The sequence below is a fragment of the Paenibacillus sp. JNU01 genome (genome assembly GCF_059130585.1).
Genome location: NZ_CP169723.1, coordinates 1,609,263 through 1,633,498 on the forward strand (window position 1 = coordinate 1,609,263; position 24,236 = coordinate 1,633,498).

The following is a 24,236-nucleotide window of genomic DNA, read 5'->3' on the forward strand; positions in this document are numbered from 1 at the left end:
GGTATCCTCCTTTAAATTAAACATCGTTTCGTACATTTCCTTACAGGTTAAATTTTCGACACAGCAAGTTAAATTCCTCCTGTCGAAAATTATTTTTCTTTATTTTTTTTTCTCAATCCTATATAATAAATAATTTATTTCATTATCCGATATATTATGTTTCGTTTCGACAAAAAAGAACCTCAGGCTGATTATCCAGCCTTGAGGTTCTTGGTGTTTTCCTTTTTCATCATCACACCAGCATCTTGTAACATCCATTCAATGAAGCAACCATAACCCGATTTCGGATCATTCACGAATACATGAGTAACTGCACCGATCAACTTACCATTTTGTACGATGGGGCTACCGCTCATACCTTGAACGATGCCTCCGGTCTTATCCAGCAGTTTCGGGTCCGTAATTCGTAGTACCAGACCTTTCGTTGCTGGCTCCGTTTGATCTGCCACATGGACAATGTCAATGGAGAAGCGTTCAACTTGTTGACCGTCAACCACGGTAAGTATTTCGGCCGGTCCTTCTTTGACTTCATGTGAGAAAGCGACGGGAATACCTTTTGAATACAAACTGTGCTCAGGATTTCCGGACATTTTACCAAAGATGCCAAAAGCCGTATTGCGTTCAATATTGCCCAAAATTTTGCTTTCCTTGAGGAAATGAGCACGTTTTTCACCCGGATCACCGGTCTCACTTTTCGAAATGGACGTCACATTGGACTGAACAATCTGACCACTACCCACAACAATAGATGTTTGTGTATTCATATCTGTAATGACATGGCCCAGTGCGCCGTATACGCCCTGATCGGGAGCATAGAAGGTAAGTGTGCCAACGCCGGCTGCGGAATCACGAATGTATAAACCAAGCCTCCACGCTTGATCCTCGGAGTCATAAGCCGGAGTCAATCGAGTCTTGACCGTTTCATTACCACGTTTCAACACAACATCAATACCTTTTTTACTTTTCCCTGCAAGCTCAACGGCTTCAGAGACACCTGCCACGCCATCCAGACGTTTACCATCCATATGCGTGATCAGATCTCCGAGCTTAATGCCTGCGTTTTCTCCTGGCGATACACGCTCATCCTGCCCGGAATGGACTAGATGATGGCCAACCACCAGAATGCCTGCCGATTTCACTTTGACGCCAATCGTTTGACCCCCGGGTACAACACGCAAATCCGGTATCACATTCACATGCACTGTTTTGACCGGAATTTTCCCCCACAACTTCAACGTTAATTTGGCATGTCCCGTCTGTTGTGGGTTAAGATGCAAAGGTTGTTGACTCGTAACATGCATCGCGGCCTGATCATCCAAGCCAACAATATCCGGACGATCTACAACGGCGCTTGAAGCAGCAGGTACAGCGAGCCGGACATCTGCTTGCCTGCCAGCAAACACCTGCAATTCATCCGGCAGTGAAGCATAACTTTGCACAGGCTGAATGGCCTGGCTAATCACACAAAGAAAGAAGGCAAATAAAAGACCTAGCAATTTCTTCCTGAGGGGGGAATTCAATGGCTGTCACACTCCCTTTGCTTCTTTCGCTTGACGAAAGGTGGTCGCCAATTGCGTACCTTTAAGATAACCTTGCCCCCAGGCTTTTATTACTGTCAATCATTACGCCAGCCGTTCGTTTCACCCTTTTTTGGCTTCCGCCAAATTCAGCATTTCCTGTGCGTGATGCAGTGTTTTTTCTGTAATTTCCACACCACCTAGCATACGTGCCAATTCCTTCACTCTGCCTTCGTCTGACAGCGATTCCACTTGCGTCATCGTCCGTCCATCGTAGACATGTTTCTCAATGAGATACTGATGATCTGCCATACAAGCCACTTGTGGCAAGTGAGTTATTGAGAAAACCTGACAAGTCGAAGAGAGACGGAACAATTTTTCAGCAATGGATTGAGCCGCTCTACCGCTAACACCTGTATCAACTTCATCAAAAATCAACACAGGTATCCGGTCATGTCGTGCAAAGATACTCTTCATCGCCAGCATCATTCGTGACAACTCACCACCTGAAGCAATTTTGCCCAGTGGTCGTAATGGCTCGCCCGGATTCGGTGAGATCAGGAATTCCGCATTGTCGGCACCCTGACGATTCAGACGAATACGGCGTCCGTTCCATTCTATGCCCTTCGGATCTTCAAATGGGGTAATCTGAACACGCAGTGTGGTGCGTTCCATCTGCAGATCTTTGAGCTCACTTTCCACCTGTGCAGCAAGTTCTTCCGCGCATTGTTTGCGAACCTTGCTGAGTTCTTCAGCAGACTCCATCACAAGGTTAAGCATTTTGTCACGTTCAGCTCGCAATTTCTCCAGCCGTTCGTCCTTGTTCTCCAGTTGATCGGTTTCATGGCTAATCTGCTCATAATAACTCAGAATAAGTTCAACACTGTCCCCGTATTTCCGTCTGAGGCCAGAAATCAGATTCAGCCTTTGCTCCACTTCTTCCAATCTTGCCGGATTGAATTCAATCTTCTCCCGATAATCCCTTAACTGGAATGTCGCATCTTCCAATTGATAAAATGCGGATTGCAGCTGTTCCACAATGGGTTGTAATCCTTTGCTGTCATATCCAGAAATGTCTTCAATTCTTGAAAGAGCAATGCTCACAGCTTCAAGCCCGCGTTGACCACTGAGCAGATCATATGCACCAGCGACACTGTCCATCATTTTCTCACTATGGGATAGTTTGACCCGTTCTTCCCCGAGTAATTCATCCTCGCCACGTGTAAGGCTTGCAGCTGCGATCTCCTCAAGCTGAAAGCGATACATGTCCAAGAGTTGATATGCCCGCTGACTCGACTCCTGAAGCGCACGAAGTTCTTTTTCCGCCGTGATAAACTTGCTGTAGCGTTCTTGGTACTTCGCTTTGACAGGTCCGATTACTTCCGAGCCATAGGTATCAAGAAGCCCCAGATGGCTCTCTGCACGCAGCAAACTCTGATGTTCATGTTGTCCATGGATATTGATTAACTTCTCGCCTACTTCACGCAGCATGGTCAGATTGACCAATTGTCCATTAATGCGGGACGTACTTTTCCCCTGAGTATTTAACTCACGTCGAATAACCAAATGCTCTTCCGGCTCACAATGGATACCAAGCTTCTCTAATGTCTGCCATACCGGATGACTTTGTTCCATCTCAAACAGAGCTTCCATCTCTGCCTTCTCGCATCCGTACCTAATCAAATCAGCCGAACTGCGTCCACCTGCAATTAAGCCAAGAGCATCTATAATGATCGACTTCCCTGCACCCGTTTCCCCTGAAAGTACATGGAATCCCGGATGGAATACAACGTCCACTTCTTCCACCACAGCCAGATTGCGAATCGATAACGTAACTAACATCTGCAAAAACACCTCCGGATGACTACCTCAGATATTATGTTTTTGAATCATTCATTAAGCAATATAACCCATGATCCGCTCAATAACGGTCACGCTGTTTCCTTCAGTCCTGCAAATAATAAGAATGGTATCATCTCCACAGATTGTGCCCATGACTTCATTCCACTCAATATTATCAAGCAGCGCTGCAATGGAGTTGGCTGTTCCTGGCAGACATTTCATCACAACCAGGTTGTTCGTGTGATCAATGTGCAAGAAGTTGTCAACGAGTGCACGCTTCAATTTTTGAATCGGATTATATCGTTGATCTGTCGGCAAAGAATATTTATACCGTCCGTCATCCATCGGGATCTTGATTAACAGTAGTTCCTTGATATCCCGGGATACCGTCGCTTGAGTCACCTGAAAACCTGATTTCCGCAGTGCTTCAACCAAATCATCCTGAGTCTCGATTTCATTTTGACTAATGATTTCACGAATCTTGATGTGCCTTTGTCCTTTCATACATGCCTCCAGTTAAATGTATTGCAATAAAGCAGCAATTGTAATCCGCCGCAGACTTTGCCCTGCGATGTTTATTCTTTTATATTAGTCCAGATCATCCCCATCATAAACATCTTCCTGATAGTCCATGAGCCTGATTAACTTAATATCGGAATCCTCCAAGTCAACATACAGCAATCCTTCACAGCCAGGATATAACAACAGATAATTGAGAAAGCGATCCCTGAGCGCAGGGCCGGTCATTTCAAGTGGCTGTCTGCGACGTGATGTTTTCACCAGGTATCTGAGATCCTCACGTTCTGCAACATAATCGATAAATAATCTGCTGTAATAAACGGATTCATTGGCTTCAAAAGCCAGAGGGACTTTCATTTTGCCACCGATAACTTCGTAACCCTGTGCTTCAAGCAAATCCAATGCAGGAGAATCCTGAATCTTCACGTTCAGTTGCATTCCAGACAAGCTTACCGGTATCGGTCGGTTTACCCAATTACGCAAGCCGAAGAACAACCACAAGATCAAACAGACAGCAAGTACACCTATAACGATTGTGTCATATTGACCATCCATTATCGCTCACCTCGAAGACATATTCGAGGTTCATTCCCGATTTCCCTTTACACCAATCATCTTTCCAGCGAAAAGAAACCCATCTTATGATGAGTTTCCCGTAAATGTATGAGCTGCTTCCTTGGCAACTTGCTCCGCAAGTGCATCAAGTGAAGCTGGATCGTTCTCTGGTTGTGATGCATCTGGTTCTTCCAGACGCCAATGTGCGAGAAATTCTATGTTCCCTTCTCCACCGGTTATCGGGGAAAAAGTTAAACTCTTCAGATGCAAACCAAGTTGACTGGCAAAATGAAGCATCGTCTGCAATACATCCTTGTGCACCTTCGTATCACGTACCACACCGGACTTGCCTACTTTTTCACGTCCTGCCTCAAATTGAGGTTTGATCAATGCAACGATATCTGCAGGTTGTCTCAGCAGAGCCAGAAGTGGCGGTAATATGATTCGCAGTGAAATGAACGACACATCAATGCTCGCAAAGTTCGGCAACGGTCCCGTCAGATCTTCAGGAGTGACATAGCGAAAGTTGGTTCGCTCCATAACCGTCACCCGCTCATCATTACGCAAAGACCAATCAAGCTGATTATAACCCACATCAATAGCGTAAACGTGAGACGCACCATGCTGTAGTGCACAATCCGTAAATCCACCGGTGGATGAACCAATGTCGAGCATGACAAGTCCATTCATATCAAGGCCGAAATGACGGATCGCTTTTTCCAGCTTCAATCCGCCTCTGCCGACATAGGGATGTACCGAGCCTTTAACTTTCAGCTCGGCTTCCCTTGGAATTTTCATGCCCGCCTTTTCGATCGGCTCATTATTGGCATACACCAGTCCAGCCATGATTGCAGCTTTTGCCTTCTCACGGCTTTCATAATAGCCCTGCTCAACCAGCAGAACATCAATTCGTTCTTTCGGGAGTGACATGTATTTCTCCTATCATGTAGATTTACGAAGGAAAACGTGTTTTGGGGATGCCGTAGGATGATTGAACGGCCATCTTGCGCAGCTCAGCACATACATTTTCCACGGTAAGACCCACTTCCTCACGTTGTTCCTTAATACTGCCATGCTCAATGAAGCGATCCGGAATCCCCATTAATTGTACATGAACATCATGCAGTCCCTGTTCTGCATAGAACTCCAGCACTGCACTACCCATGCTACCTGCTTGGGATGCTTCTTCAAGTACAATCAATTTGGTTCCGCGAACGGCCAGATCACGCAGCATCTGCTCGTCAAGAGGTTTGAGGAAGCGTGCGTTGATTACGCCTGCTGTGATACCTTCCCGCTTCACCATCTCCGCTGCTTCTTCAGCAAGCTGTACCATCGACCCGGAAGCGATGACAGCATATCCCTCCGATGGACGCAGTTGCTCCCATGATCCGATTGGAATCGGAACAAGTACATCATCCAGAGGTACACCGACCACATTGTTTCGTGGATAACGGTAAGCAATTGGACCTTCATTATAATCAAGCGCCGTTTTCATCATATGGCGCAATTCATTTTCGTCTTTTGGCATCATCAGCACGATATTCGGAATATGACGCATGAATGCCACATCGTATACCCCTTGATGTGTTTCCCCATCCGGTCCAACAAATCCGGCACGGTCAATGGCAAACATCACGTTGGCGTTATGTCGGCATATATCATGTACAATCTGATCATATGCACGTTGCATGAATGTGGAATACACCGCGAAGACCGGCTTCAAGCCTTCCATAGCGAGTGCAGCACACATGGTGGCCGCATGCTGTTCTGCAATCCCTACGTCAATCATGCGATCAGGAAATTCCTTACTAAAAGGAATGAGACCAGATCCCGTAGGCATTGCCGGAGTTACCGCTACAATCCGCTTATCCTGCTTCGCAAGATCAATCAGCGTTTGACCGAACACTTCCGTGTACATTGGTTTTCCAACTGCTTTCAGCACTTGTCCCGATTCAATTTTGTACGGAGAAATCCCGTGCCACTTGTGCGAATCGGCTTCTGCTGGCTGATAACCCTTACCTTTGGTTGTAAGTACATGGACCATGACTGGACCATCCACATTATCCGCCTGTTTAAAGGTTTCAATCAATTTGGGAATATCATGCCCATCAATCGGTCCCAAATATGTGAAGCCCAGTTCTTCAAAAAGAACACCTGGTACCATCATATATTTGACACTGTCTTTAATCCAGCTTGCCGATTTGGCCAAACGATCTCCAATAGCAGGAATTTTTTTAAGCATCCCCTCGACATCATCTTTTGCTTTCAGATAATGACGATCCGAACGAATTTTGCTCAAATATTTATGCATGGCCCCAACGTTTGGAGCAATGGACATTTCATTATCATTCAGAATAACCATCAGTTTTCTCTGCTCATGACCGATATGATTGAGAGCCTCAAAAGCCATACCACCAGTAAGCGCTCCATCACCAATCATCGCGATAACTTGGTTGTCCTCACCCTTCAGATCACGTGCAAGGGCCATCCCCATCGCAGCAGACAATGAAGTACTGCTGTGCCCGGCTTCCCATACATCATGTTCACTTTCGTTGCGTTTGACAAACCCGCACAGTCCGTTATGTTGACGCAATGTATCAAAGCGGTCCATACGTCCTGTCAGAACTTTGTGCACATAAGCCTGATGCCCTACATCAAAAATCATTTTGTCTGCCGGACTGTTATAGCAGTAATGCAGGGCTACCGTGAGCTCAACCACGCCTAAGTTAGGTGCGAGATGCCCCCCTGTAACGGACAGCTTCTCAATCAGAAACTGCCGGATCTCTGCCGACAAAAGGGCAAGATCATCCTGAGACATCGACTTTAGATCACTGGGTTGTTTAATTTGTGGAAGCAGCACGAGAATCTCCCCGCTTTCCTAGATTGTTTAGTTTATTGTTGTAAATCGATATATACATTATGAATCAAATAACATTAAATCATTATAACATAAAAGAATAAGAATCATAATTTCCTGCACTATACTCCCGATAACGAGCATTCTCGCCAGCAAGTTATTTAGAATTCTTCTCCATATGTATTCCCGCATCCACTCGGGACAGACTTATCCCATCCACTCGGAAAAAGGACATTACATTTATTACACGGTTATACAGGGTTTGAAACAGCGCATTTGTCAGAATCTAATGGTCTCGACTCATCAAATAATCTGCAATCTCCAGCAATCTCGATGCATCAGGTAACTCGGCTCTTTCAAGTGCATCTTTAGCAGATTGGGTAAGGGATTTTACTTCGTCTACAGAAGCCTCCATACCAATAAAATAAGGGTACGTTACCTTCTGCTGATTCACATCGCTTTGTGTTTTCTTGCCCATCTTCTGCTCGTCGCCCGTCAGGTCGAGAATATCATCCTGAATCTGGAACGCCAGGCCAAGATCACGGCCAAATACACGCAAGGCTTCCAATTGTCCTTCCGTTGCTCCACCAATTCGTGCTCCGGCAATGAGGGCAAAAACAATCAGGTCACCCGTTTTGTGCAGATGAATATATTGAAGCTGTGCAAGATCCGTCATGCCTTGTTCGCCTTCCATATCCGCAACCTGGCCGCCGACCATGCCTCTTGCTCCAGCGAGTTCGGACATGTCCTCCACGATAGACAGCAATGCATCTGCTGCCACACCACTACGGCGTCCAGCTTGAACAATGCTATAAAAAGCATGAGTTAGCAGTGCATCGCCTGCCAATATGGCTGTTGCTTCACCATAAACCTTATGATTCGTTAATTTTCCCCTGCGGTAATCATCATTATCCATAGCGGGCAGGTCGTCGTGGATCAGTGAATAGGTATGAACCATCTCCACGGCGCAGGCTACCGGCATTGCAGCTGTACGCTGTGCACCGAAGGCTTCCGCCGCAGCAACGACCAGAAGAGGACGAAGGCGTTTGCCTCCGGCCATAAGTGAATACTGCATCGCATCAGTCAGCGATTGGGGTACATCCCAGTGATCAGGAAGCGTCTGTTTCAACGCTTCTGTCACCTCAGCTGTGACCTCTTCGAGGTATGCTTGAAACGAAGGACGATTACTCATGGACTTCACCGCTCTCATCGTCAGCAGTTCCGAAAGGCTTCTTGCGAAGCTCTCCATCTTCTTCTACGATCATCTCGATCTTACGTTCCACTTGTTCCAGCTTCAGACCGCAAAGTTGCGAAAGTTTCATCCCGCGCTGAAATAGATCGATGGCCTGCTCCAACGGAACATCACCATGTTCAAGCTGACCTACGATGTCTTCCAATGCCGCCATTGCTTCTTCAAAATTCAATTCCGGTTCATTCGCCATGGGTATTGTCGTCCTCCTTCATTCCCCAAACCTGACAGTCCAGCTGTCCGTCTGTTAATTTAATCTTAATTGAATCTCCAGGCTGTACATCCTTCGTCGACTTGATCAACTGCTGTTCCTGCTCGTCATAGACAAGACTGTATCCTCGAGACATGACTTTAAGCGGGCTAAGCGCATCCAGATGCCGCACAGATGATTTCCACTGTTGCTGCTTCGATCTGGTTATGGATCTGATCGCAAGTTCCAGTTGTCTGCGTGCTGCCGCATTCTCGCGGCGTGCTGCATTGACCTGATCACGAGGATTGAATCGTTGCAGTGCCGCCCGAAGACGCTCCTGCTTCTCTCCCATCCATTTCATACGCGTATCCACTGTTCTCAACAGCCGTTGATGCATCATATCCAGTCGTTCCGTGTGCTGCATCAAGGTACGTCTTGGATGAACAAGCACCGGCGAACGCTGTAATCTTGCGAGCCGTTCACGATTGTGGATAGCACGCTGACGCAAGCTGTGTTGTAACTGGCGCTGACGTTGTGCAATCTGATCCAGCAACTCAGCTCGATTAGGTACAGCCAGCTCCGCAGCAGCTGTTGGCGTCGCCGCACGCAGATCAGCCGCAAAATCCGCAATCGTAAAGTCCGTTTCGTGTCCAACTGCAGAAATAACAGGTATATCCGAAGCAACGATTGCTCTTGCCACTATCTCCTCGTTAAAAGCCCACAATTCCTCTAGTGAGCCGCCTCCACGTCCAACGATGAGTACGTCGGCTTCTCCCATCCGGTTCAAGTTGCCAATCGCCTTAACAATGGAAGGCGCAGCACCTTTGCCTTGAACCAGCACAGGATATAAAACCACTTTAGCAGATGGATACCTGCGCTGAAGTGTAATCATGATGTCTCGTACCGCTGCTCCCGTTGGTGAAGTAACAACACCAATGGTCTGTGGATAACGCGGGATCTCTCTTTTGCGCGAAGGTGAAAATAAGCCTTCATCCTCCAGCTTTTTCTTCAGCTGTTCGTAAGCCAGATACAGACTGCCGATCCCGTCCGGCTGCATGTGAGTAGCGTAGAATTGATACTGCCCATCCCGTTCATACACCGAGACATTACCACGGGCAATAACCCTTGCACCCTCCTTCGGTACAAAGGGTAATCGCTGGTTATGGGAGGCAAACATAATCGACTTAATCCGGCTGTCCTTGTCCTTCAATGTAAAATACATATGGCCGCTGGAGTGATGTGTGAAATTGGATATCTCTCCGCGTAACCAAACGTCCGACAGGACCTGATCCGATTCCAGTTTCATCCGAATGTATCGGTTCAGGTCTTTGATGGAGTAGATCTTTTGATCTGCCACAGACAGAGCCCTAGGCCAATCCGTGAGCGCGCTTGGCAGCGATCAGTGTATTTTGCATCAGCATTGTGATTGTCATTGGACCAACACCACCAGGAACCGGTGTAATTGGACCAGATACTGCCTTCACGCTCTCAAAGTCTACATCTCCTGCCAGTTTGCCGTTCTCCAAACGGTTCATGCCGACATCGATGACCACAGCACCCGGTTTAACAAAATCAGCATCCACAAAGTTTGCACGACCGATAGCTACCACCAAAATATCAGCCTGACGCGTGATTTCTTTCATGTTTGCTGTGCGGGAGTGACACATGGTTACCGTTGCATTCTCGCGTTGGAGCAACAGCGATACCGGTTTGCCAACGATATTGCTTCTTCCGATAACTACTGCATGTTTACCAGACATTTCGAGTCCAGTACGCTTGATCAGTTCAATGACACCTGCTGGGGTACATGGAAGCAGACTATCGTCTCCAATCACGAGATTACCAACATTAACTGGATGGAATCCATCTACGTCTTTATCCACAGCAATCGCATCAATGACCGCTTTCTCTTCAATATGTTTCGGCAGTGGGAGTTGAACCAAAATTCCGTTAATGGATTGTTGATTGTTCAGCTTGTCCACCAGCGCGAGCAGATCTTCTTGGGATGTGTCTGCATCCAAACGATGCACTTCGGAGTAGAATCCGAGGTCATGACATGCTTTTTCTTTATTACGCACATATACTTGGGATGCCGGATCTTCCCCGACGAGCACAACAGCCAGACCAGGTACTACCCCCTGTTCGCTAAGCTGTTTTACTTCTGCTGTCATGCTTGCGCGGATCTCTTGGGATACTTCTTTACCGTTAATAATAGATGCTGTCATTGTACTCTCTCTCCCTTATGTGAATATAAAATTAGAGGTTGTTCAAAAAAACCGCTTTTGATTAAGATGAGCACTGAAAACCGGTCCTTTTGAACACGCACTATGGTTAATCATAACTTAAGACAATTTTGCTTTTATGGCATCCACTTCCTGAATCATGCGTCCAAGCACGCCATTGACAAACTTGCCGGATTCTTCTGTACCAAAATATTTGGACAGTTCGATCGCTTCATTGACAGATACCTTTGCCGGAATGTCATCACGGAACACCATTTCATACGTAGACAGTCGTAAAATCTGGCGATCTACACGCGAAAGACGGCTAATCTGCCAACCTTTCAAATAATCCACGAGCAATCCGTCGATGGCTTCCTTATTGTTCCAAGCTCCTTGTACAATTTCGGTAACATAAGTACGCATTACATCTGCATCGCGAATAACCACTTCGGTTTCATTATCTTCAGCAGCTTCATTGATCAACATGTTTACAGCTTCTGCTGCACCCACCTCATTCATTTCCATCTGATACAGACTTTGTACTGCAATTTCCCTTGCCAAACGTCTTTTCATGTCCTGCCTCCTGCAACGCTCCTTCTAGAGCGTCATCATGCTTATTTTATAATTCATGCAACCATCTCATCAAGTCCTCAAGGGATTAGTCGATGGCTTCCACGGTATTGTTATTGTTATCTCTTTTCACAAAAAAACCTGCAATACGTCTCCTCCAAAAAACGGGCAACCTAAACTACAGCTCTATTTTCGGAAGAAACATATTGCAGGGTTCAGGTAGGTCATTTAAACGGACGCCAGCGATCGCCCAGCCATTGTCCCCACTCCCTCCAGGGAATGGACGAACCCAGCTTCGAATCGCTTCGTCTGCCTAACGTATAACCGATGAACACCAAGAGTGCAAAGAACAACATATCCCAAAAACCGATCCATACATAAAGAAATCCAAAAAAGATGCCGCCGATAATTCCGGTAATTCGGCCTCTATGACTATCCCAAATCTCTTTCCACAGCATCAGTGAAACTCACCTCATTCCACTCGACTCTTGTAGTTAGGCGACTGGGTTACATTGGCGATATACACCGTTACAAAAGAAACCGGGATGCCCGTGATCTCTTGTACATGATCATGTATCGCCTTTTGCAGATCAGAAGTCAGCGCAGGAATAGGTGTCTCACCATCCACTACCGCACGAATCATAATCTCCAGTCCTGACTCAACCACGCGTATGCGTGCCTTGACATCACGTACTCCCCGGAACCGGGAAGTTGCCTTCAAACAGAGATTCTCAATCGTCTCCATCGAAATCTGTACATCACCAAACTCCGTACGTTGATCTACAGACGGCAACGATGCACGCTCACGCCGAACCGAGATGTAGAAAAATCGCAAACTCAGGACAAACAAAATGGCTGCTGCAATAACCGATGCAACAATAACGTTTTGTTCCTGCTGATAATTCAATTCGTAAGGCAGCACACCGCTGATCAGAAGAATGACGGCTGCCGATATTGCTCCAACGCTTATGCTGTATATAAACAACAGAAGCCGATCCAGTATTTTAGCCACGAACTGCACAGCCTCCCTTGCTCACTAACATGACTTAACCTGTTCACTAGCAAAAATGAGATCGTCATCTAGCTTTCACTATAATGAAGACCTGTCCAAGACGGGGATAACCCCCGGCAGAATATGCCGGGGGAATCTGTCTTCTTTTATTTTACGCGCTGACTGTTCAGGTCGATCTCTTCCACTTTCTCGGTGCTCTTGAACTGAACGTCATGAATGTGCACATTCACTTCATTCACATTCAATCCTGTCATGTTCTCAATGGAACGTTTCACGTTCTGTTGAATCTCCGTAGCTACCTGTGGCAGACGGTATCCGTACTCGATAATTACGGAAACATCAACTGCAGCTTCACGTTGGCCCACTTCAACTTTAACACCTTTGGAAAGGTTTTTGCGGCCAAGCAATTCAGCAAATCCGCCAGCGAATCCGCCACTCATGCCTGCAACACCCTTTACTTCAAGGGTTGCCAATCCAGCAATCACTTCAATAACTTCAGGTGCGATTTGGATTTCACCGATATCCGTTCGTTCAAATTCAGTCGGTAGTGTACTCATAACTGTTCAACACACCTTTCGCGAGATAAGTTTGCGGCCATCCGTCAGGGCGCTGGACTCAGGTTAGATAACCTTCAGAACCCTTCCGGTCCGGCTTTACCGGAACTCCTGCAAACATCCGCGAGGTGCGGGCTTATCCTTTGCAGGAGACATGCGCTCTTATTATTACATACTATATCATTTGGGCTACATTATGACAAACAAGCCCAATATACCTATTAAATCTCGTTTTCCTCAAGAAATTTGATATCAAAGTCACCACGAATGAACGTCGGGTGCTCCAGCAATTTCTGATGGAAAGGAATGGTTGTAGATATGCCCTCAATCGCAAATTCCCCAAGTGCACGCTTCATCTTGGCAATCGCCTCTTCACGATTCGCTCCCCACACAATCAATTTTGCGATCATGGAGTCGTAGAAAGGTGAAATGGTATAACCAGGATACGCAGCACTATCTACACGAACGCCAGGTCCTCCCGGTGCAAGGTAGAATCCGATTTTGCCTGGTGATGGCATAAAGTTACGGTCCGGATCTTCTGCATTGATACGACATTCGATGGACCAGCCATTGATAACCACGTCTTCCTGACGGAATGAAAGTGGGTTGCCTTCCGCTACAGAGATCATCTCACGGATCAGATCCACGCCAGTAACCATCTCAGTTACCGGGTGCTCTACCTGAATACGCGTATTCATCTCCATGAAATAGAACTCGCCATTCGGGCTGAGCAGAAACTCCAATGTACCTGCTCCAGAGTAATCCACAGCAAGGGCAGCCCGTACCGCAGCTTCGCCCATAAGTGTACGCACATCTTCGGAGAGAATCGGACATGGAGCTTCTTCTACCAATTTCTGGCGACGACGCTGAACCGAGCAATCACGCTCTCCCAAATGTGCTGCATTTCCGTGTTTATCAGCAATAATCTGAATTTCCACGTGTTTCATGCCTGTCAGGAATTTCTCCAGATACACACCTGCATTACCAAATGCCTTTTGTGCTTCCTGCTGAGCAGCCGTAATCTGCTTAATCAGCGTCTCTTCATCTTCGGCAATACGAATCCCCTTACCTCCGCCACCGGCAGTAGCTTTGATAATGATAGGATATCCGATATCTCTAGCAATCATGATGGCTTCTTCCATACTTTCAACGAGACCGTCTGATCCAGGAATAACAGGTACTCCTGCATCTTTCATCGTCTGTTTGGCAACAGCCTTGTCCCCCATTTTGGTAATGGCTTCGGGTGAAGGGCCGATGAATGTAATGTTGCAGGAACCACAGATTTCTGCAAAGTCAGCATTCTCCGCCAAAAAACCATAACCAGGGTGGATTGCATCACATTCCGTCAGGGTAGCTACACTCATCAGGTTGGTGAAGTTCAGATAACTGTCCTTGGACAGTGTCGGTCCGATACAGTAAGCCTCATCTGCAAGACGAACATGCAGAGAATCCTTGTCCGCTTCCGAATAGACGGCTACCGTTGAGATGCCGATTTCGCGGCAGGCACGAATAATACGTACCGCAATCTCACCACGGTTCGCAATCAGTATTTTTTGAAATTTCATTTCGTTTTGTCCTCCTTCGAAGCTCATGCGGTTAGCTGTTAACCAGCTATAACGGTTATTCCGGTTTCACCAGGAAAAGGGGCTGCCCATACTCGACCAGCTGTCCGTTCTCAACCAGCACTTCAACGATTTCTCCCTTGATGTCCGCATCAAGCTCGTTCATCAGCTTCATGGCTTCGATGATACATACCGTTGTTTTCTCAACAACTTTATCACCTGCGCTCACAAAAGGACCCGCTTCCGGCGAGGAAGCTCTGTAAAAAGTACCTACCATCGGAGATACAATTTTATGTAAATGACTTGTAGTATCGACCTGCGGTGCAGCTTCACTTACCACTGCTGCCGGCTGTACTTGCGGAGCAGCAATCATTTGCGGTTGCACAGCAGCTGCTTGAACATACTCCGTTTTGCCCGGTTTGCGGATCGATAACCGTGATCCTTCATTTTCAATTTCCAACTCTTGAACGGAACTTTCATCTACCAGTTTGATCAGTTCTTTAATCTCACTCAATTTAAACATTTCCATTATTCACTCCTTCGGCATCATGCCAGTCTCACTAGGACGGTCATATGGCTTTATGTATTATATCATAATCATTAAAAATGGAAAGAGCCCGAGAGTGGAACAAGCTCCCGGGACTGCTTTTCCATGATTTGGATTACTGCTCTGTGACGTATTGCACACTGATTTTGTTCTGTGAAACGGCTAATTCTTTCATCACCAGATCCACAATGGATACCGCCTGTTTTACATCCAGTTTGTCACTGAGGACCACCACTTTATACTTGTCGGATTCTTCTTGAACAATCGCATTGGCGAACTGTTGGGAGAGGGTCTCCTCAATGCCTGTGATTTTGGCTTCTTTTTCTTCCAAGGTACGGAGCTGCTCCGTTGCTTTTGCATTCTCTTCTGGTGTTTTACTCAAGTCGCCTGCCACAGTCATCAGTTCCTCATACTTGCGATTGTTGCTCTCTTCACGCTGCCATTGATAGTTCTGGAACTGGCTGCTCGCAGATGCTGCCGTATTCTGCTCTTCCATTTCCTTGAGGACTTCCTCATCAGTCTTGGTTGCAGTGCCCCCAGCCTGACCGTCTGTCTCCGGTGTGGTTGCTGCCCCTTTGTCGGTCTCTTTGCCTGTTTCACCCTTATTCTCTCCCGGTTCGGCAGCAGGTGTTTTCTCTGTATTTCCAGCTTCTTTACCTTCCGTAGCCGCCGGTTCTTCCACAGCGCCAGCCGCACTTGGATCACTTTCAACTTCGCCGCTACTTACTACTTCATTCACAACCAATCCTTCTGTAGGATCAAGAATGCCTGCCGTCTCCTTCGCTTCCCCTTGCTTGATTCCATCGACTTGCTGACTGTCAGCCACCGGCGCGTTGATTGGACCGGAATCTTCAGTGAACAGATAATACGCGGACAAAATGACCATCAGACTCAGCATGGAAACGAGCCATACCGTTTGACGTTTGTTATTCATTAGAACTTCCTCCTCAAATTGGCTTCAATCTTATGAGAATTGAATCTTGTGATTCAACAAACCAAATTAGTCTTGTTTGCGTGGTACAACCGAGATCCGGTAGGCTGCCACATTCAGTCCTTTTTCTACAGCATCGGTTATCAGGTCCTTCACAACCTTGTTCTCTGCACCCCTCGCAACCACAAGCACACCACGGATCTGCGGTTTGAGCTTTTTGGTCACTATGGGTGTCTGATCCCCTGATATTTCGTACGTAATAATCTCACCATCACGGGTGTATTGCGTCATATGTCGTTTGCCCCCGCTGGCATCCGTTTCTTCGGTAAGTTGCTGAGAATCCTTAACGTTCCGCTGAACGACCAGTTCTTCTGTGGAGTCCACGGTAACCATCACATCAACTGTCCCCACACCAACGATGTTTTCCAACACACCTTTGATTTTGTCTTCAAATGCAATTTCGATCGCCTGAAAAGGATTCTGTTCCGACGGATCACTCTGTATGGATGCCATGGATGTTGCCGGGTCCGGTGGTTCCCGACCGATATTTTCGGAATCAATTTTTTTGACATTGACAAAGGAATTGAACAGCATGATTCCCACGCCGATCAAACCAAGGATAATCAGCCAACGGAAGGTTTGACTCCGCCTTGCCCCACCCTCTCCGCCACCCATCCAGGTTTCCATCTTTTTGAACCATTGTTTCATCGGATACCCTCCTTCTCAGAGCACTTCAGCACTTTTCGGTTCTGTCACTTGAACTTTATTTGCATCAACATCCCACTTTTCAGTCAACAAGGTAATAATCTGCACTGCATGTTCAGACCTTGTGGATGTCTCACCTTGTTGCTTAGTTTCATCTGCTTGATCACGTATAACAGGCTCGGAAGACGCTTCATTTCCATCACGCTGTCCTTTATTTACATCAATCTGTACATCAGGTACTTCAATCTGACTGATCTGGATGGGCTGCTGCATTTGAGATGACTTATCCTTGTCGGTTGCTGTGTCTGTACCGAATATGGGTTGTGTATTTACAGCGACTTCTTGCTGTGTAGCTTTCACTTCACTTCCTGCGTCCTCTCCTGCCATCTCAACCAACACACGCTGGATCACAGGCAGTTCGACGGATGAGGCAGCTTCCATCTCGGTTTCATATTTACTCATTGCTAGCTGTACCTCTACGGATCGAACCCTCGCTCCTGTGGTTTCTTCAATCTGGCCTTTCATGACATTAGCCAGTTCTTTTGCTGTCCATTGCAGGGATTGTTCCTGTTCACCCGCTTGCAGTCGTTTTCCCTGAGCCAAAATCTGTTCAAGTGTTGCATTCCCATCCGATGGAGCATCCATTGCCGACATTGCCCGTTTCAGTTCGCCAACCGGATCACTTTTGAGCAGCTTGGTTATGGGTGATAAAAGGGTCAGCAGGATGAGAAGGCTCAGCACAAGCTTGACGTAACGTTCCATGGATCGATTCGGCAATAGCATATCCACGAAAGTCGCCAGCAGAACGATCATAATCAATTCCTGGAGCCAGTTGCTCAGCCACCCCATCCTTTCCATCCCCTTTCTTGCCAACATACATTCAGCGCATCATGACAGTCAGATTGCCCGCGGTCAGCAGGATGGTAATTGCCAGGAAAAACATCAGTCCGACGGCTGCGAGCGCCGCAAATACATAAATCATGCTCTTACCAATGGCCTGCAGGCATCCTACAATCGGGGTGTCTCCTAGCGGTTGCATGATGGCTCCCGTTACGTTGTATATCAAGGCAAGAGCCAGGATCTTGAGTGCCGGAAAGGCACATAGAAACAAAATGATGATCACCCCGGTGAGTCCAATTGCATTTTTCACCAGTAGAGAAGCTGTAATGACCGTATCCGTCGCATCCGCAAATGTTCTGCCCACAACAGGGACAAAGTTACCTGCGATGTACTTGGCGGCCTTCAGGCTGACTCCATCCGCTACGGAACCCGATGCCCCCTGAACCGAGATTACGCCCAAAAACATGGTCAACAGGATACCCAGCAATGCCACACTAATATTGCGCAGGAGGTCTGCCAGCTGTGTCAGCTTGTACTTGTCAGACAATGAACTGACGAGATGCAGAACAGCTGAGAAGAAGAGTAACGGGAATACCAGCAAGTGAATCAATGTACTCACCAGATGAATCATGAAAATGATGAGTGGATGGGTCACGGAGACGGTGATGACATTCCCCATGGACGCGAGCAGTGTGAATAACAAGGGAACCATGGCCATCATGAAGTTGATCATGCCGGTAATGGCATCCTTGGCGTATCCAATCGCCACACTGAAGCTGTTGATTGCAATGATGATGATGACCATATAACAGATGGAATAGGCGATTTTGCTAATATTATTTTTCTCAAATGCGGTCTGAAGGGTCTCCAGAATCATGCTGAGTACGCTTAACATCACAATCGTGACCAGAAGCTTGCCATTATATAAAATTTCATGCAGCATGAAGGTGCCTATGGCTACAAACACCGATTTCAGGCTGAACCCTTCATTGCCGGGGATTAACATATCCATGAAGGAAGGGGTCTTCCCATCCGGGAAGAAACCACCGTATTGTTGCATCAGTTGGTCCCAGTATTTCTCCACCTGATCCTTGGGAAGCTGATCCGCCTGTTGCTCCATCCACTCACCGGAAGGTGCACTTGCAGTCACCTGTCCCAGGACTCCGAACAGAAAACAGAGCATCAGCACAACCGTAAGGCGCCACTGCGGCTTATGATGCATTAATTTCATATAAGTCCGCACACCCCTTCTACACCGGCATCAGCTTCATGACGGTTTCGATAATAATGCTGATGATCGGTATAGCAAGTACAAGGATCAATACCTTACCGGCCAGTTCAATCTTGGACGCAATGCTCTCCTGACCTGCATCCCTGACAATCTGCGCTCCAAATTCAGCAATGTACGCTATGCCAATAATTTTCAGCACCGTTTTCAGATAGATACTTTCCATGCCTGAGTTCTCGGCAAGCCGCTTCAACACTTCGATGACTGCACCGATTTTGCCAATCAACAACATGAAGATGACAATGCCGGTCGCGGCTGCAATCAGAAAGGCAAACATCGGTTTCTGTTCCTTAATGACCAGAATGAGTACTGTTGCGATGAGCGCCAAACCTACAACTTGTATAATTTCCACAGGTCACCACCATCCGGCTTTATGACCGTTTTTCATTGAAAAAGAAATATCGATTTGATCTCTTGCAGCAGGCTGTCCAACATACGGACCACCATGAACAATACAACGACAAATCCGATTACGGTCACCCAGTGAGCCATATCTTCCTTTCCCATTTGTTTCAGTACCGTGTGAATCATGGCAATGATGATTCCGATACCCGCAATTTGAAAGATTGCGTTCACTTCTAGATTCATGACCTTGGCACCTCACTATCCCGGCTATTTCAGAAGATCAGAATGACGATTAACGCTCCGACAAGCATCCCGAGGCTTCGGCTCATTCGTTCATATTTCATTTGATCCGCCTGAGCACGGGATTCCTCATGCATTAGTTGTTGAATGGCTAACGATATATGTTTGGTCTGATCCTGACGGTCACTTGTGCCAAGGCTGAAGCTTAATTGCATCATGACCTCACGCTCGTCAGCCTTCATGGCTGATCTTCCCCATGCCACATCCACGCCTGACTGCAGACTTTCGCGGGCGGTGAGTCCATGGGGAGGTTCCATCTGTGTGGCTGCATGAAGGAACAGCGTCTTAACAGGTTCTTTGGTCTGGGCTCCCATCTTACTCATGGCATCGGGAAGTGGAGTGAGCCCATAGTTAATCTCCGTCATTAGTCGCTGGAGGGCCGCAATGAGTTCTCGCAACTGTCTCGGTCTTAATGCATACTGTCTGGCCTTGTAAAAACCGGCGAGGGTGCTGGCTAATAGAATGATTACCGCACCAAGCATGTTAACCAAATCCTTCACCTCCTGCCCCGCTCTGCTGCAACCCACGCATTTTGCCATCAGCCAGCCGAAAGGTCATGCCCCGGCTCGTCCGTTGCAGCTGGACATAACGTTGAAACATCTGCTCTGTAATTAAGGTTCTGAGGGCGGGTCTGGCCGACAGTTCCGACAGGTCACGGCCATGAGCAGTCGCGATCACAGAGACTCCTGCATGCAGGGCTTCCATCACCGCCTCAGCATCCTCCGGGCGACCGATCTCGTCCACAATCAGGACATCGGGCGACATGGATCGAAGCATCATCATCATGCCCTCAGCCTTCGGACAACCGTCCATCACATCGGTTCGGGGACCTACGTCGAAGCCAGGTACTCCTTTGTAGCTACCAGCGATTTCGGACCTTTCATCCACAATGCCTACTTTCAGACGTGGACGAATGCTTTGAACCAGTTCATTGCCCCCTGTAAGCTTTGTACCACTGCTAATTTGTCTCGCCAGATCTCGCAGCAACGTCGTTTTTCCTTGTTGTGGTGGTGACAGGATTAACGTGTGCAGGACCTGTCCGCTCTTCATGTCGAGAAGGTAAGGAAGGATACGATCAGCCACTCCATGTACCTCACGGGCTATCCGAACGTTAAACCCGTTGATGTCGCGCAAGTATTCAACACGCCCATCACTTAGTACCGTCCGGCCAGCAAGTCCAATTCGATGTCCGCCAGGTATGGTGATGAACCCTTTGCGCAGCTCCTCTTCCAATGTATAAAGTGAATGATTACTGATCAGATCCAGCAACCTGTGGGTCACTTCTTTCTGAGGGACATACGCTTCATCAGGATTCCCGGTCGGACAACCTTGAGGTGTCAGGAAGTGGTATGTGTTGTCTGCATTAATCTCCAGGGGTCTGCCTTCACGAATACGTACTTCCTCCACTTGTTCCAATAGAGCGGGTGGCATCCTTCCGAGAATGGTTCGGATCGGTTCCGGAAAAAGTTCCTTCCAGTTCACCTTCATGAGTAGGCTCCTCCAACCTTGAGATCATTTGGTTCACGCTTCTGGCGCTTGTTCATATCTCAAGTTTATGCCTGTACATTTAATTTATGACGCTGAAATCTATCAATTCTTCAGAATACGGTTGAGAGTTGAAAGCATAGATCCACCTTCTGTTCTAGGCACCCGTCTAGATGCGCATGCATACAGTAATGGCAGATAGGTAAGTTCCATTCGGGTTCAAAACAGAACTACCGATCCCCAGATACAGAAAGGAGCTGTGGGGAGTGCGAGTCGATGTCGTTGGCAATGTGAATGAAGTGCGTACCATTGATATTGCAGGGCGAAGTGCAGTTGTCATTGATGTATTGTGTACGACCAGTACAATTGTTACGGCTCTGGCGTATGACGCTTCGGCTGTGATTGCCGTAGAGACGGTTCCACAAGCCAAACAAATGGAAGTGAAAGATTGCATTCGAGGCGGAGAGCGTTTTGACAAAAAAATCACCGGATTTGAGGTGGGGAATTCCCCCTATGAATATATGACCGCAGGCATTGCAGATAAAACCATTATTCTAACCACAACCGATGGAACCCGAGCTTTGATCAAGGCTTCCAAGGGGAAACATGTATTCGCTGGTTCATTCCTCAATGTGCAGGCTGTTGCAGCAGTTCTATGTGAACTTCAACGAGATGTATTGCTGTTATGTGCGGGGAACCAGGATGAATTTGCACTGGAGGACGCTTTATGTGCTGGATGTATCATCGATGAACTGCACCGTCAATCCTGTTCTCCCCTCCAACTAAACGATCTCGGCACAGTGCTTCATCAAGCGGTATCCCAAAAACAGGAGAGCATCCCGGATCTGGTGCAAAGATCGGTTAGCGGACGGAGGCTTGAAAAGTTAGGCAGAGTTCATGATATATCGTATTGTTCTCAATTAAACCTGCTGGATTGCGTTCCCGAGATGGGGGAGGGGAACCGCATGCAACCTTATAGAGGCATACGTGGGGGGAAGATGTTCAAGTTGATGTGAGAATGGCGATGAGTAAAACAAAAAAAGGTGTACTGCTGCCCCTTGGCAACAGTACACCTTTGCTAATTTACATACACAGAAACAACTTATCTGCGATCTTGTGGTCCACCGATAACGGCTTGCTCGGCAGTGTCTAGATCATATGCTGTATGCAATGCCTTAATGACGTCATGCAGCTTATCTCCATCAATAACACAAGATACTTTGATCTCCGAAGTACTCACCATTTTGATGCTCACGCCTTCAGCAGAGATGACTTTGAACATCTTCGCAGCTACACCTGGGTGACTGACCATGCCTGCACCAACAATGGAGATTTTAACGAGGTTCTCCTCTGATGTGACTTCACGGTAAGGCAAACGGCTGTGAAGGCCTTCAATGACACGCAATGCGTTCTCACGATCAGACAGCGCCACAGAGAACGAGAAGTCCGCTTTGCCATCCATCACTCCGCTCTGAACGATAATGTCCACATCCAGCTGATTGGCCGCAAGTGCACCAAATACTTCGGCCAGAACTCCTGGTACATCCGGCACACCCAAAATACTGATGCGAGCCACATTTTTGTCATAGGCAATTCCACTAACCACTACGCCTTGTTCCATTGCTGCTTCCTCCTTCACAACCGTTCCTTCATTATGGTTAAAGCTGGATCTTACAATTAAAGGTACACCGGAATGCTTCGCGTACTCTACAGCACGCGGATGCAGCACCGCTGCCCCCAAATTAGCGAGCTCCAGCATTTCGTCGTACGATATTTCCTTCAACTTGCGCGCTACCTTAACGATCCGCGGGTCCGTAGAATATATTCCGTCTACATCCGTATAGATCTCACACGCATCAGCCTTAATGGCTGCTGCCAGCGCTACCGCTGTAGTATCCGAACCACCACGACCCAATGTTGTGATCTCGCCGTCTTCCGTCATGCCCTGGAAGCCTGCAACAATAACGATGTTGCCTTCAGCAAGTGCTGCATTCACACGGTCTGGATGAATATCATGAATACGTGCTTTTCCATGAACTGGCTCTGTGCGGAAACCCGCTTGCCAGCCTGTAAACGATACTGCCTTGCGCCCAAGCGCTTGAATAGCCATGGATAACAAAGAGATCGAAATCTGTTCTCCTGTGGTTAAGAGCATATCCATCTCACGAGCAGGCAGCTCACTATTCAGTTGTTTTGCCTGATCAATCAAATCATCTGTTGTATCCCCCATGGCCGAAACCACGACTACACACCGATGTCCTTCATCCGCTTTTTCTACAACACGTCCGGCTACACGCTTCATGCGTTCTGTATCTCCGACCGAGCTGCCCCCAAATTTCATGACGTACAATGACAACGCAAATCCACTCCCTACCTTGTGCAGTATGCATAATTGATGTCCATCGTCATTATTCTCTACGAGAAATGACTTTAACCCAGTATATTACGAAAGCGCCTGATAGGCTAATCTTTTTTCGAAAAAAACCCTCTGCCAAAGGAATGGCAAAGGGTTGTTAATACCGTTTATTAGCTTACAGCTTGTGAAAGTTACGCACGGGAAGAGTATTTACCTTCACGTGTGTCAATCAGGAGAACGTCACCTTCGTTAATGAACAAAGGAACCTGTACGTTCAAGCCTGTTTCCACTTTTGCATTTTTGGTAGCGCCTTGTGCAGTGTTACCTTTAACACTTGGCTCAGTCTCGATGACTTTCAACTCAACGCTTGTTGGCAAGTCGATTCCGAGGATTTCACCTTGGTAGCTAACGATTTTAACGACCATGTTTTCTTTCAGGAAGTTCAATTCCCATTCCAGTTGATCACTAGTCAATGTGAACTGATCATAAGTTTCGTTATCCATGAACGTGTGCTCTGTACCACTCGCATACAGATAGGATACGCCGCGGTTTTCGATGATGGCACGACCAATGGTTTCGCCTGCGCGGAATGTTTTTTCAACGGTGTTACCATTACGCAGGTTTTTCAATTTGGAACGTACGAAGGCAGCGCCTTTACCTGGTTTAACGTGTTGGAAATCAAGCACGGTATAGATATCGTTGTCTACTTGCACGGTCAAGCCTGTTTTAAAATCGTTTACTGAAATCACAAAAAATCCCTCCTGATATGGTTGAAAAGTAGGTGATATAA

Annotated in this window: 27 protein-coding genes; 1 reads left to right on the top strand and 26 read right to left on the bottom strand. The window is 47.1% G+C overall.

All coding sequences use genetic code 11. The annotated features are described in order from the left end of the window. Positions 1–191: 191 nt before the first annotated feature. The 24 genes from spoIVB to spoIIIAA form a co-directional block, all read right to left on the bottom strand. Positions 192–1,520 carry a SpoIVB peptidase gene (gene spoIVB, locus NLBNIHML_RS06855; protein WP_339235449.1) on the bottom strand — a complete coding sequence of 443 codons (1,329 nt, stop codon included), beginning with the start codon at positions 1,518–1,520 and terminating at the stop codon, positions 192–194. 120 nt (positions 1,521–1,640) lie between these two features. Then, positions 1,641–3,359, bottom strand: coding sequence for a DNA repair protein RecN (recN, locus tag NLBNIHML_RS06860; RefSeq protein ID WP_339235453.1), 1,719 nt, complete (start codon positions 3,357–3,359; stop codon positions 1,641–1,643). A gap of 54 nt (positions 3,360–3,413) precedes the next feature. After that, the gene (gene ahrC, locus NLBNIHML_RS06865; RefSeq protein WP_017687604.1) at positions 3,414–3,863 is read right to left on the bottom strand and encodes a transcriptional regulator AhrC/ArgR; all 450 of its coding nucleotides are present in this window, start codon (positions 3,861–3,863) and stop codon (positions 3,414–3,416) included. Positions 3,864–3,947: 84 nt separating this feature from the next. Beyond that, the gene (locus NLBNIHML_RS06870; RefSeq protein WP_339235455.1) at positions 3,948–4,433 is read right to left on the bottom strand and encodes a hypothetical protein; all 486 of its coding nucleotides are present in this window, start codon (positions 4,431–4,433) and stop codon (positions 3,948–3,950) included. An 84-nt stretch (positions 4,434–4,517) separates the two neighbouring features. Continuing rightward, complete coding sequence (locus NLBNIHML_RS06875; protein WP_494354071.1) at positions 4,518–5,363, bottom strand: TlyA family RNA methyltransferase; 846 nt, start codon at positions 5,361–5,363, stop codon at positions 4,518–4,520. Positions 5,364–5,385: 22 nt separating this feature from the next. Next, entirely contained in the window at positions 5,386–7,293 is a 1,908-nt protein-coding gene (gene dxs, locus NLBNIHML_RS06880; protein WP_339307194.1) for a 1-deoxy-D-xylulose-5-phosphate synthase, read from the bottom strand. 283 nt (positions 7,294–7,576) lie between these two features. Next, the gene (locus NLBNIHML_RS06885) at positions 7,577–8,482 is read right to left on the bottom strand and encodes a polyprenyl synthetase family protein (RefSeq protein ID WP_445252836.1); all 906 of its coding nucleotides are present in this window, start codon (positions 8,480–8,482) and stop codon (positions 7,577–7,579) included. Continuing rightward, positions 8,475–8,732 carry an exodeoxyribonuclease VII small subunit gene (gene xseB, locus NLBNIHML_RS06890; protein ID WP_017687599.1) on the bottom strand — a complete coding sequence of 86 codons (258 nt, stop codon included), beginning with the start codon at positions 8,730–8,732 and terminating at the stop codon, positions 8,475–8,477. Before xseB ends, NLBNIHML_RS06885 begins: the two co-directional genes overlap by 8 nt. Continuing rightward, a complete protein-coding gene (gene xseA / locus NLBNIHML_RS06895) occupies positions 8,722–10,035 on the bottom strand; it encodes an exodeoxyribonuclease VII large subunit (protein WP_494354679.1) in 1,314 nt (437 codons plus the stop codon). The genes xseB and xseA overlap by 11 nt, the downstream gene beginning before the upstream one ends. A 61-nt stretch (positions 10,036–10,096) precedes the next feature. Further along, the gene (gene folD, locus NLBNIHML_RS06900) at positions 10,097–10,954 is read right to left on the bottom strand and encodes a bifunctional methylenetetrahydrofolate dehydrogenase/methenyltetrahydrofolate cyclohydrolase FolD (RefSeq protein WP_339235469.1); all 858 of its coding nucleotides are present in this window, start codon (positions 10,952–10,954) and stop codon (positions 10,097–10,099) included. Positions 10,955–11,071: 117 nt separating this feature from the next. Then, entirely contained in the window at positions 11,072–11,524 is a 453-nt protein-coding gene (gene nusB, locus NLBNIHML_RS06905; protein ID WP_017687596.1) for a transcription antitermination factor NusB, read from the bottom strand. A 221-nt stretch (positions 11,525–11,745) separates the two neighbouring features. Next, positions 11,746–11,979: a DUF2273 domain-containing protein gene (locus tag NLBNIHML_RS06910; protein WP_017687595.1), complete on the bottom strand. Its 234-nt coding sequence runs from the start codon at positions 11,977–11,979 to the stop codon at positions 11,746–11,748. Between the two features lie 14 nt (positions 11,980–11,993). Then, positions 11,994–12,533, bottom strand: coding sequence for an alkaline shock response membrane anchor protein AmaP (gene amaP / locus NLBNIHML_RS06915; protein ID WP_339235472.1), 540 nt, complete (start codon positions 12,531–12,533; stop codon positions 11,994–11,996). Between the two features lie 146 nt (positions 12,534–12,679). Further along, the gene (locus tag NLBNIHML_RS06920) at positions 12,680–13,090 is read right to left on the bottom strand and encodes an Asp23/Gls24 family envelope stress response protein (RefSeq protein ID WP_017687593.1); all 411 of its coding nucleotides are present in this window, start codon (positions 13,088–13,090) and stop codon (positions 12,680–12,682) included. Between the two features lie 218 nt (positions 13,091–13,308). Beyond that, entirely contained in the window at positions 13,309–14,652 is a 1,344-nt protein-coding gene (gene accC, locus NLBNIHML_RS06925; RefSeq protein WP_339235475.1) for an acetyl-CoA carboxylase biotin carboxylase subunit, read from the bottom strand. Positions 14,653–14,707: 55 nt separating this feature from the next. Further along, positions 14,708–15,172, bottom strand: coding sequence for an acetyl-CoA carboxylase biotin carboxyl carrier protein (gene accB / locus NLBNIHML_RS06930; protein WP_036614903.1), 465 nt, complete (start codon positions 15,170–15,172; stop codon positions 14,708–14,710). 139 nt (positions 15,173–15,311) lie between these two features. Then, positions 15,312–16,130, bottom strand: coding sequence for a SpoIIIAH-like family protein (locus tag NLBNIHML_RS06935; protein WP_339235478.1), 819 nt, complete (start codon positions 16,128–16,130; stop codon positions 15,312–15,314). 66 nt (positions 16,131–16,196) lie between these two features. Next, positions 16,197–16,835 carry a stage III sporulation protein AG gene (gene spoIIIAG / locus NLBNIHML_RS06940; RefSeq protein WP_017687589.1) on the bottom strand — a complete coding sequence of 213 codons (639 nt, stop codon included), beginning with the start codon at positions 16,833–16,835 and terminating at the stop codon, positions 16,197–16,199. 15 nt (positions 16,836–16,850) lie between these two features. Beyond that, positions 16,851–17,681 (bottom strand): stage III sporulation protein AF, encoded by an 831-nt coding sequence (spoIIIAF, locus tag NLBNIHML_RS06945; RefSeq protein ID WP_339235481.1) that lies wholly within the window; start codon positions 17,679–17,681, stop codon positions 16,851–16,853. Positions 17,682–17,712: 31 nt separating this feature from the next. Continuing rightward, positions 17,713–18,855 carry a stage III sporulation protein AE gene (spoIIIAE, locus tag NLBNIHML_RS06950; RefSeq protein WP_494354680.1) on the bottom strand — a complete coding sequence of 381 codons (1,143 nt, stop codon included), beginning with the start codon at positions 18,853–18,855 and terminating at the stop codon, positions 17,713–17,715. Positions 18,856–18,922: 67 nt separating this feature from the next. Further along, positions 18,923–19,312 (bottom strand): stage III sporulation protein AD, encoded by a 390-nt coding sequence (spoIIIAD, locus tag NLBNIHML_RS06955; protein WP_017687586.1) that lies wholly within the window; start codon positions 19,310–19,312, stop codon positions 18,923–18,925. Positions 19,313–19,344: 32 nt separating this feature from the next. Beyond that, on the bottom strand, positions 19,345–19,548 hold the full coding sequence (gene spoIIIAC / locus NLBNIHML_RS06960) for a stage III sporulation protein AC (protein ID WP_017687585.1): 204 nt from the start codon (positions 19,546–19,548) through the stop codon (positions 19,345–19,347). Between the two features lie 29 nt (positions 19,549–19,577). Next, the gene (spoIIIAB, locus tag NLBNIHML_RS06965) at positions 19,578–20,096 is read right to left on the bottom strand and encodes a stage III sporulation protein SpoIIIAB (RefSeq protein ID WP_339256208.1); all 519 of its coding nucleotides are present in this window, start codon (positions 20,094–20,096) and stop codon (positions 19,578–19,580) included. Then, positions 20,089–21,093, bottom strand: a complete 1,005-nt coding sequence (gene spoIIIAA, locus NLBNIHML_RS06970) for a stage III sporulation protein AA (protein ID WP_494354072.1) — start codon at positions 21,091–21,093, stop codon at positions 20,089–20,091. The genes spoIIIAB and spoIIIAA overlap by 8 nt, the downstream gene beginning before the upstream one ends. 263 nt (positions 21,094–21,356) lie before the next feature. Here spoIIIAA and NLBNIHML_RS06975 point away from each other — a divergent pair, with 263 nt between their 5' ends. After that, entirely contained in the window at positions 21,357–22,106 is a 750-nt protein-coding gene (locus tag NLBNIHML_RS06975) for a 2-phosphosulfolactate phosphatase (RefSeq protein WP_339307176.1), read from the top strand. Between the two features lie 86 nt (positions 22,107–22,192). Here the strand turns inward: NLBNIHML_RS06975 and NLBNIHML_RS06980 are convergent, their stop codons facing one another. Continuing rightward, on the bottom strand, positions 22,193–23,446 hold the full coding sequence (locus NLBNIHML_RS06980; protein ID WP_339235492.1) for an aspartate kinase: 1,254 nt from the start codon (positions 23,444–23,446) through the stop codon (positions 22,193–22,195). Positions 23,447–23,637: 191 nt separating this feature from the next. Continuing rightward, positions 23,638–24,195 (bottom strand): elongation factor P, encoded by a 558-nt coding sequence (efp, locus tag NLBNIHML_RS06985; protein WP_017687580.1) that lies wholly within the window; start codon positions 24,193–24,195, stop codon positions 23,638–23,640. Positions 24,196–24,236: the final 41 nt, after the last annotated feature.

Coding starts and splice junctions, on each gene's coding strand:
- spoIIIAA (WP_494354072.1), bottom strand. CDS start 21,093: ATGAAGGTGAACTGGAAGGAACTTTTTCCGGAACCGATCCGAACCATT.
- xseB (WP_017687599.1), bottom strand. CDS start 8,732: ATGGCGAATGAACCGGAATTGAATTTTGAAGAAGCAATGGCGGCATTG.
- spoIIIAF (WP_339235481.1), bottom strand. CDS start 17,681: ATGGGGTGGCTGAGCAACTGGCTCCAGGAATTGATTATGATCGTTCTG.
- NLBNIHML_RS06885 (WP_445252836.1), bottom strand. CDS start 8,482: ATGAGTAATCGTCCTTCGTTTCAAGCATACCTCGAAGAGGTCACAGCT.
- NLBNIHML_RS06875 (WP_494354071.1), bottom strand. CDS start 5,363: ATGTCACTCCCGAAAGAACGAATTGATGTTCTGCTGGTTGAGCAGGGC.
- recN (WP_339235453.1), bottom strand. CDS start 3,359: ATGTTAGTTACGTTATCGATTCGCAATCTGGCTGTGGTGGAAGAAGTG.
- ahrC (WP_017687604.1), bottom strand. CDS start 3,863: ATGAAAGGACAAAGGCACATCAAGATTCGTGAAATCATTAGTCAAAAT.
- NLBNIHML_RS06870 (WP_339235455.1), bottom strand. CDS start 4,433: ATGGATGGTCAATATGACACAATCGTTATAGGTGTACTTGCTGTCTGT.
- spoIIIAC (WP_017687585.1), bottom strand. CDS start 19,548: ATGAATCTAGAAGTGAACGCAATCTTTCAAATTGCGGGTATCGGAATC.
- accB (WP_036614903.1), bottom strand. CDS start 15,172: ATGTTTAAATTGAGTGAGATTAAAGAACTGATCAAACTGGTAGATGAA.
- NLBNIHML_RS06920 (WP_017687593.1), bottom strand. CDS start 13,090: ATGAGTACACTACCGACTGAATTTGAACGAACGGATATCGGTGAAATC.
- nusB (WP_017687596.1), bottom strand. CDS start 11,524: ATGAAAAGACGTTTGGCAAGGGAAATTGCAGTACAAAGTCTGTATCAG.
- NLBNIHML_RS06910 (WP_017687595.1), bottom strand. CDS start 11,979: ATGCTGTGGAAAGAGATTTGGGATAGTCATAGAGGCCGAATTACCGGA.
- spoIIIAE (WP_494354680.1), bottom strand. CDS start 18,855: ATGCTCTGTTTTCTGTTCGGAGTCCTGGGACAGGTGACTGCAAGTGCA.
- NLBNIHML_RS06935 (WP_339235478.1), bottom strand. CDS start 16,130: ATGAATAACAAACGTCAAACGGTATGGCTCGTTTCCATGCTGAGTCTG.
- xseA (WP_494354679.1), bottom strand. CDS start 10,035: ATGAAACTGGAATCGGATCAGGTCCTGTCGGACGTTTGGTTACGCGGA.
- accC (WP_339235475.1), bottom strand. CDS start 14,652: ATGAAATTTCAAAAAATACTGATTGCGAACCGTGGTGAGATTGCGGTA.
- spoIIIAG (WP_017687589.1), bottom strand. CDS start 16,835: ATGAAACAATGGTTCAAAAAGATGGAAACCTGGATGGGTGGCGGAGAG.
- folD (WP_339235469.1), bottom strand. CDS start 10,954: ATGACAGCATCTATTATTAACGGTAAAGAAGTATCCCAAGAGATCCGC.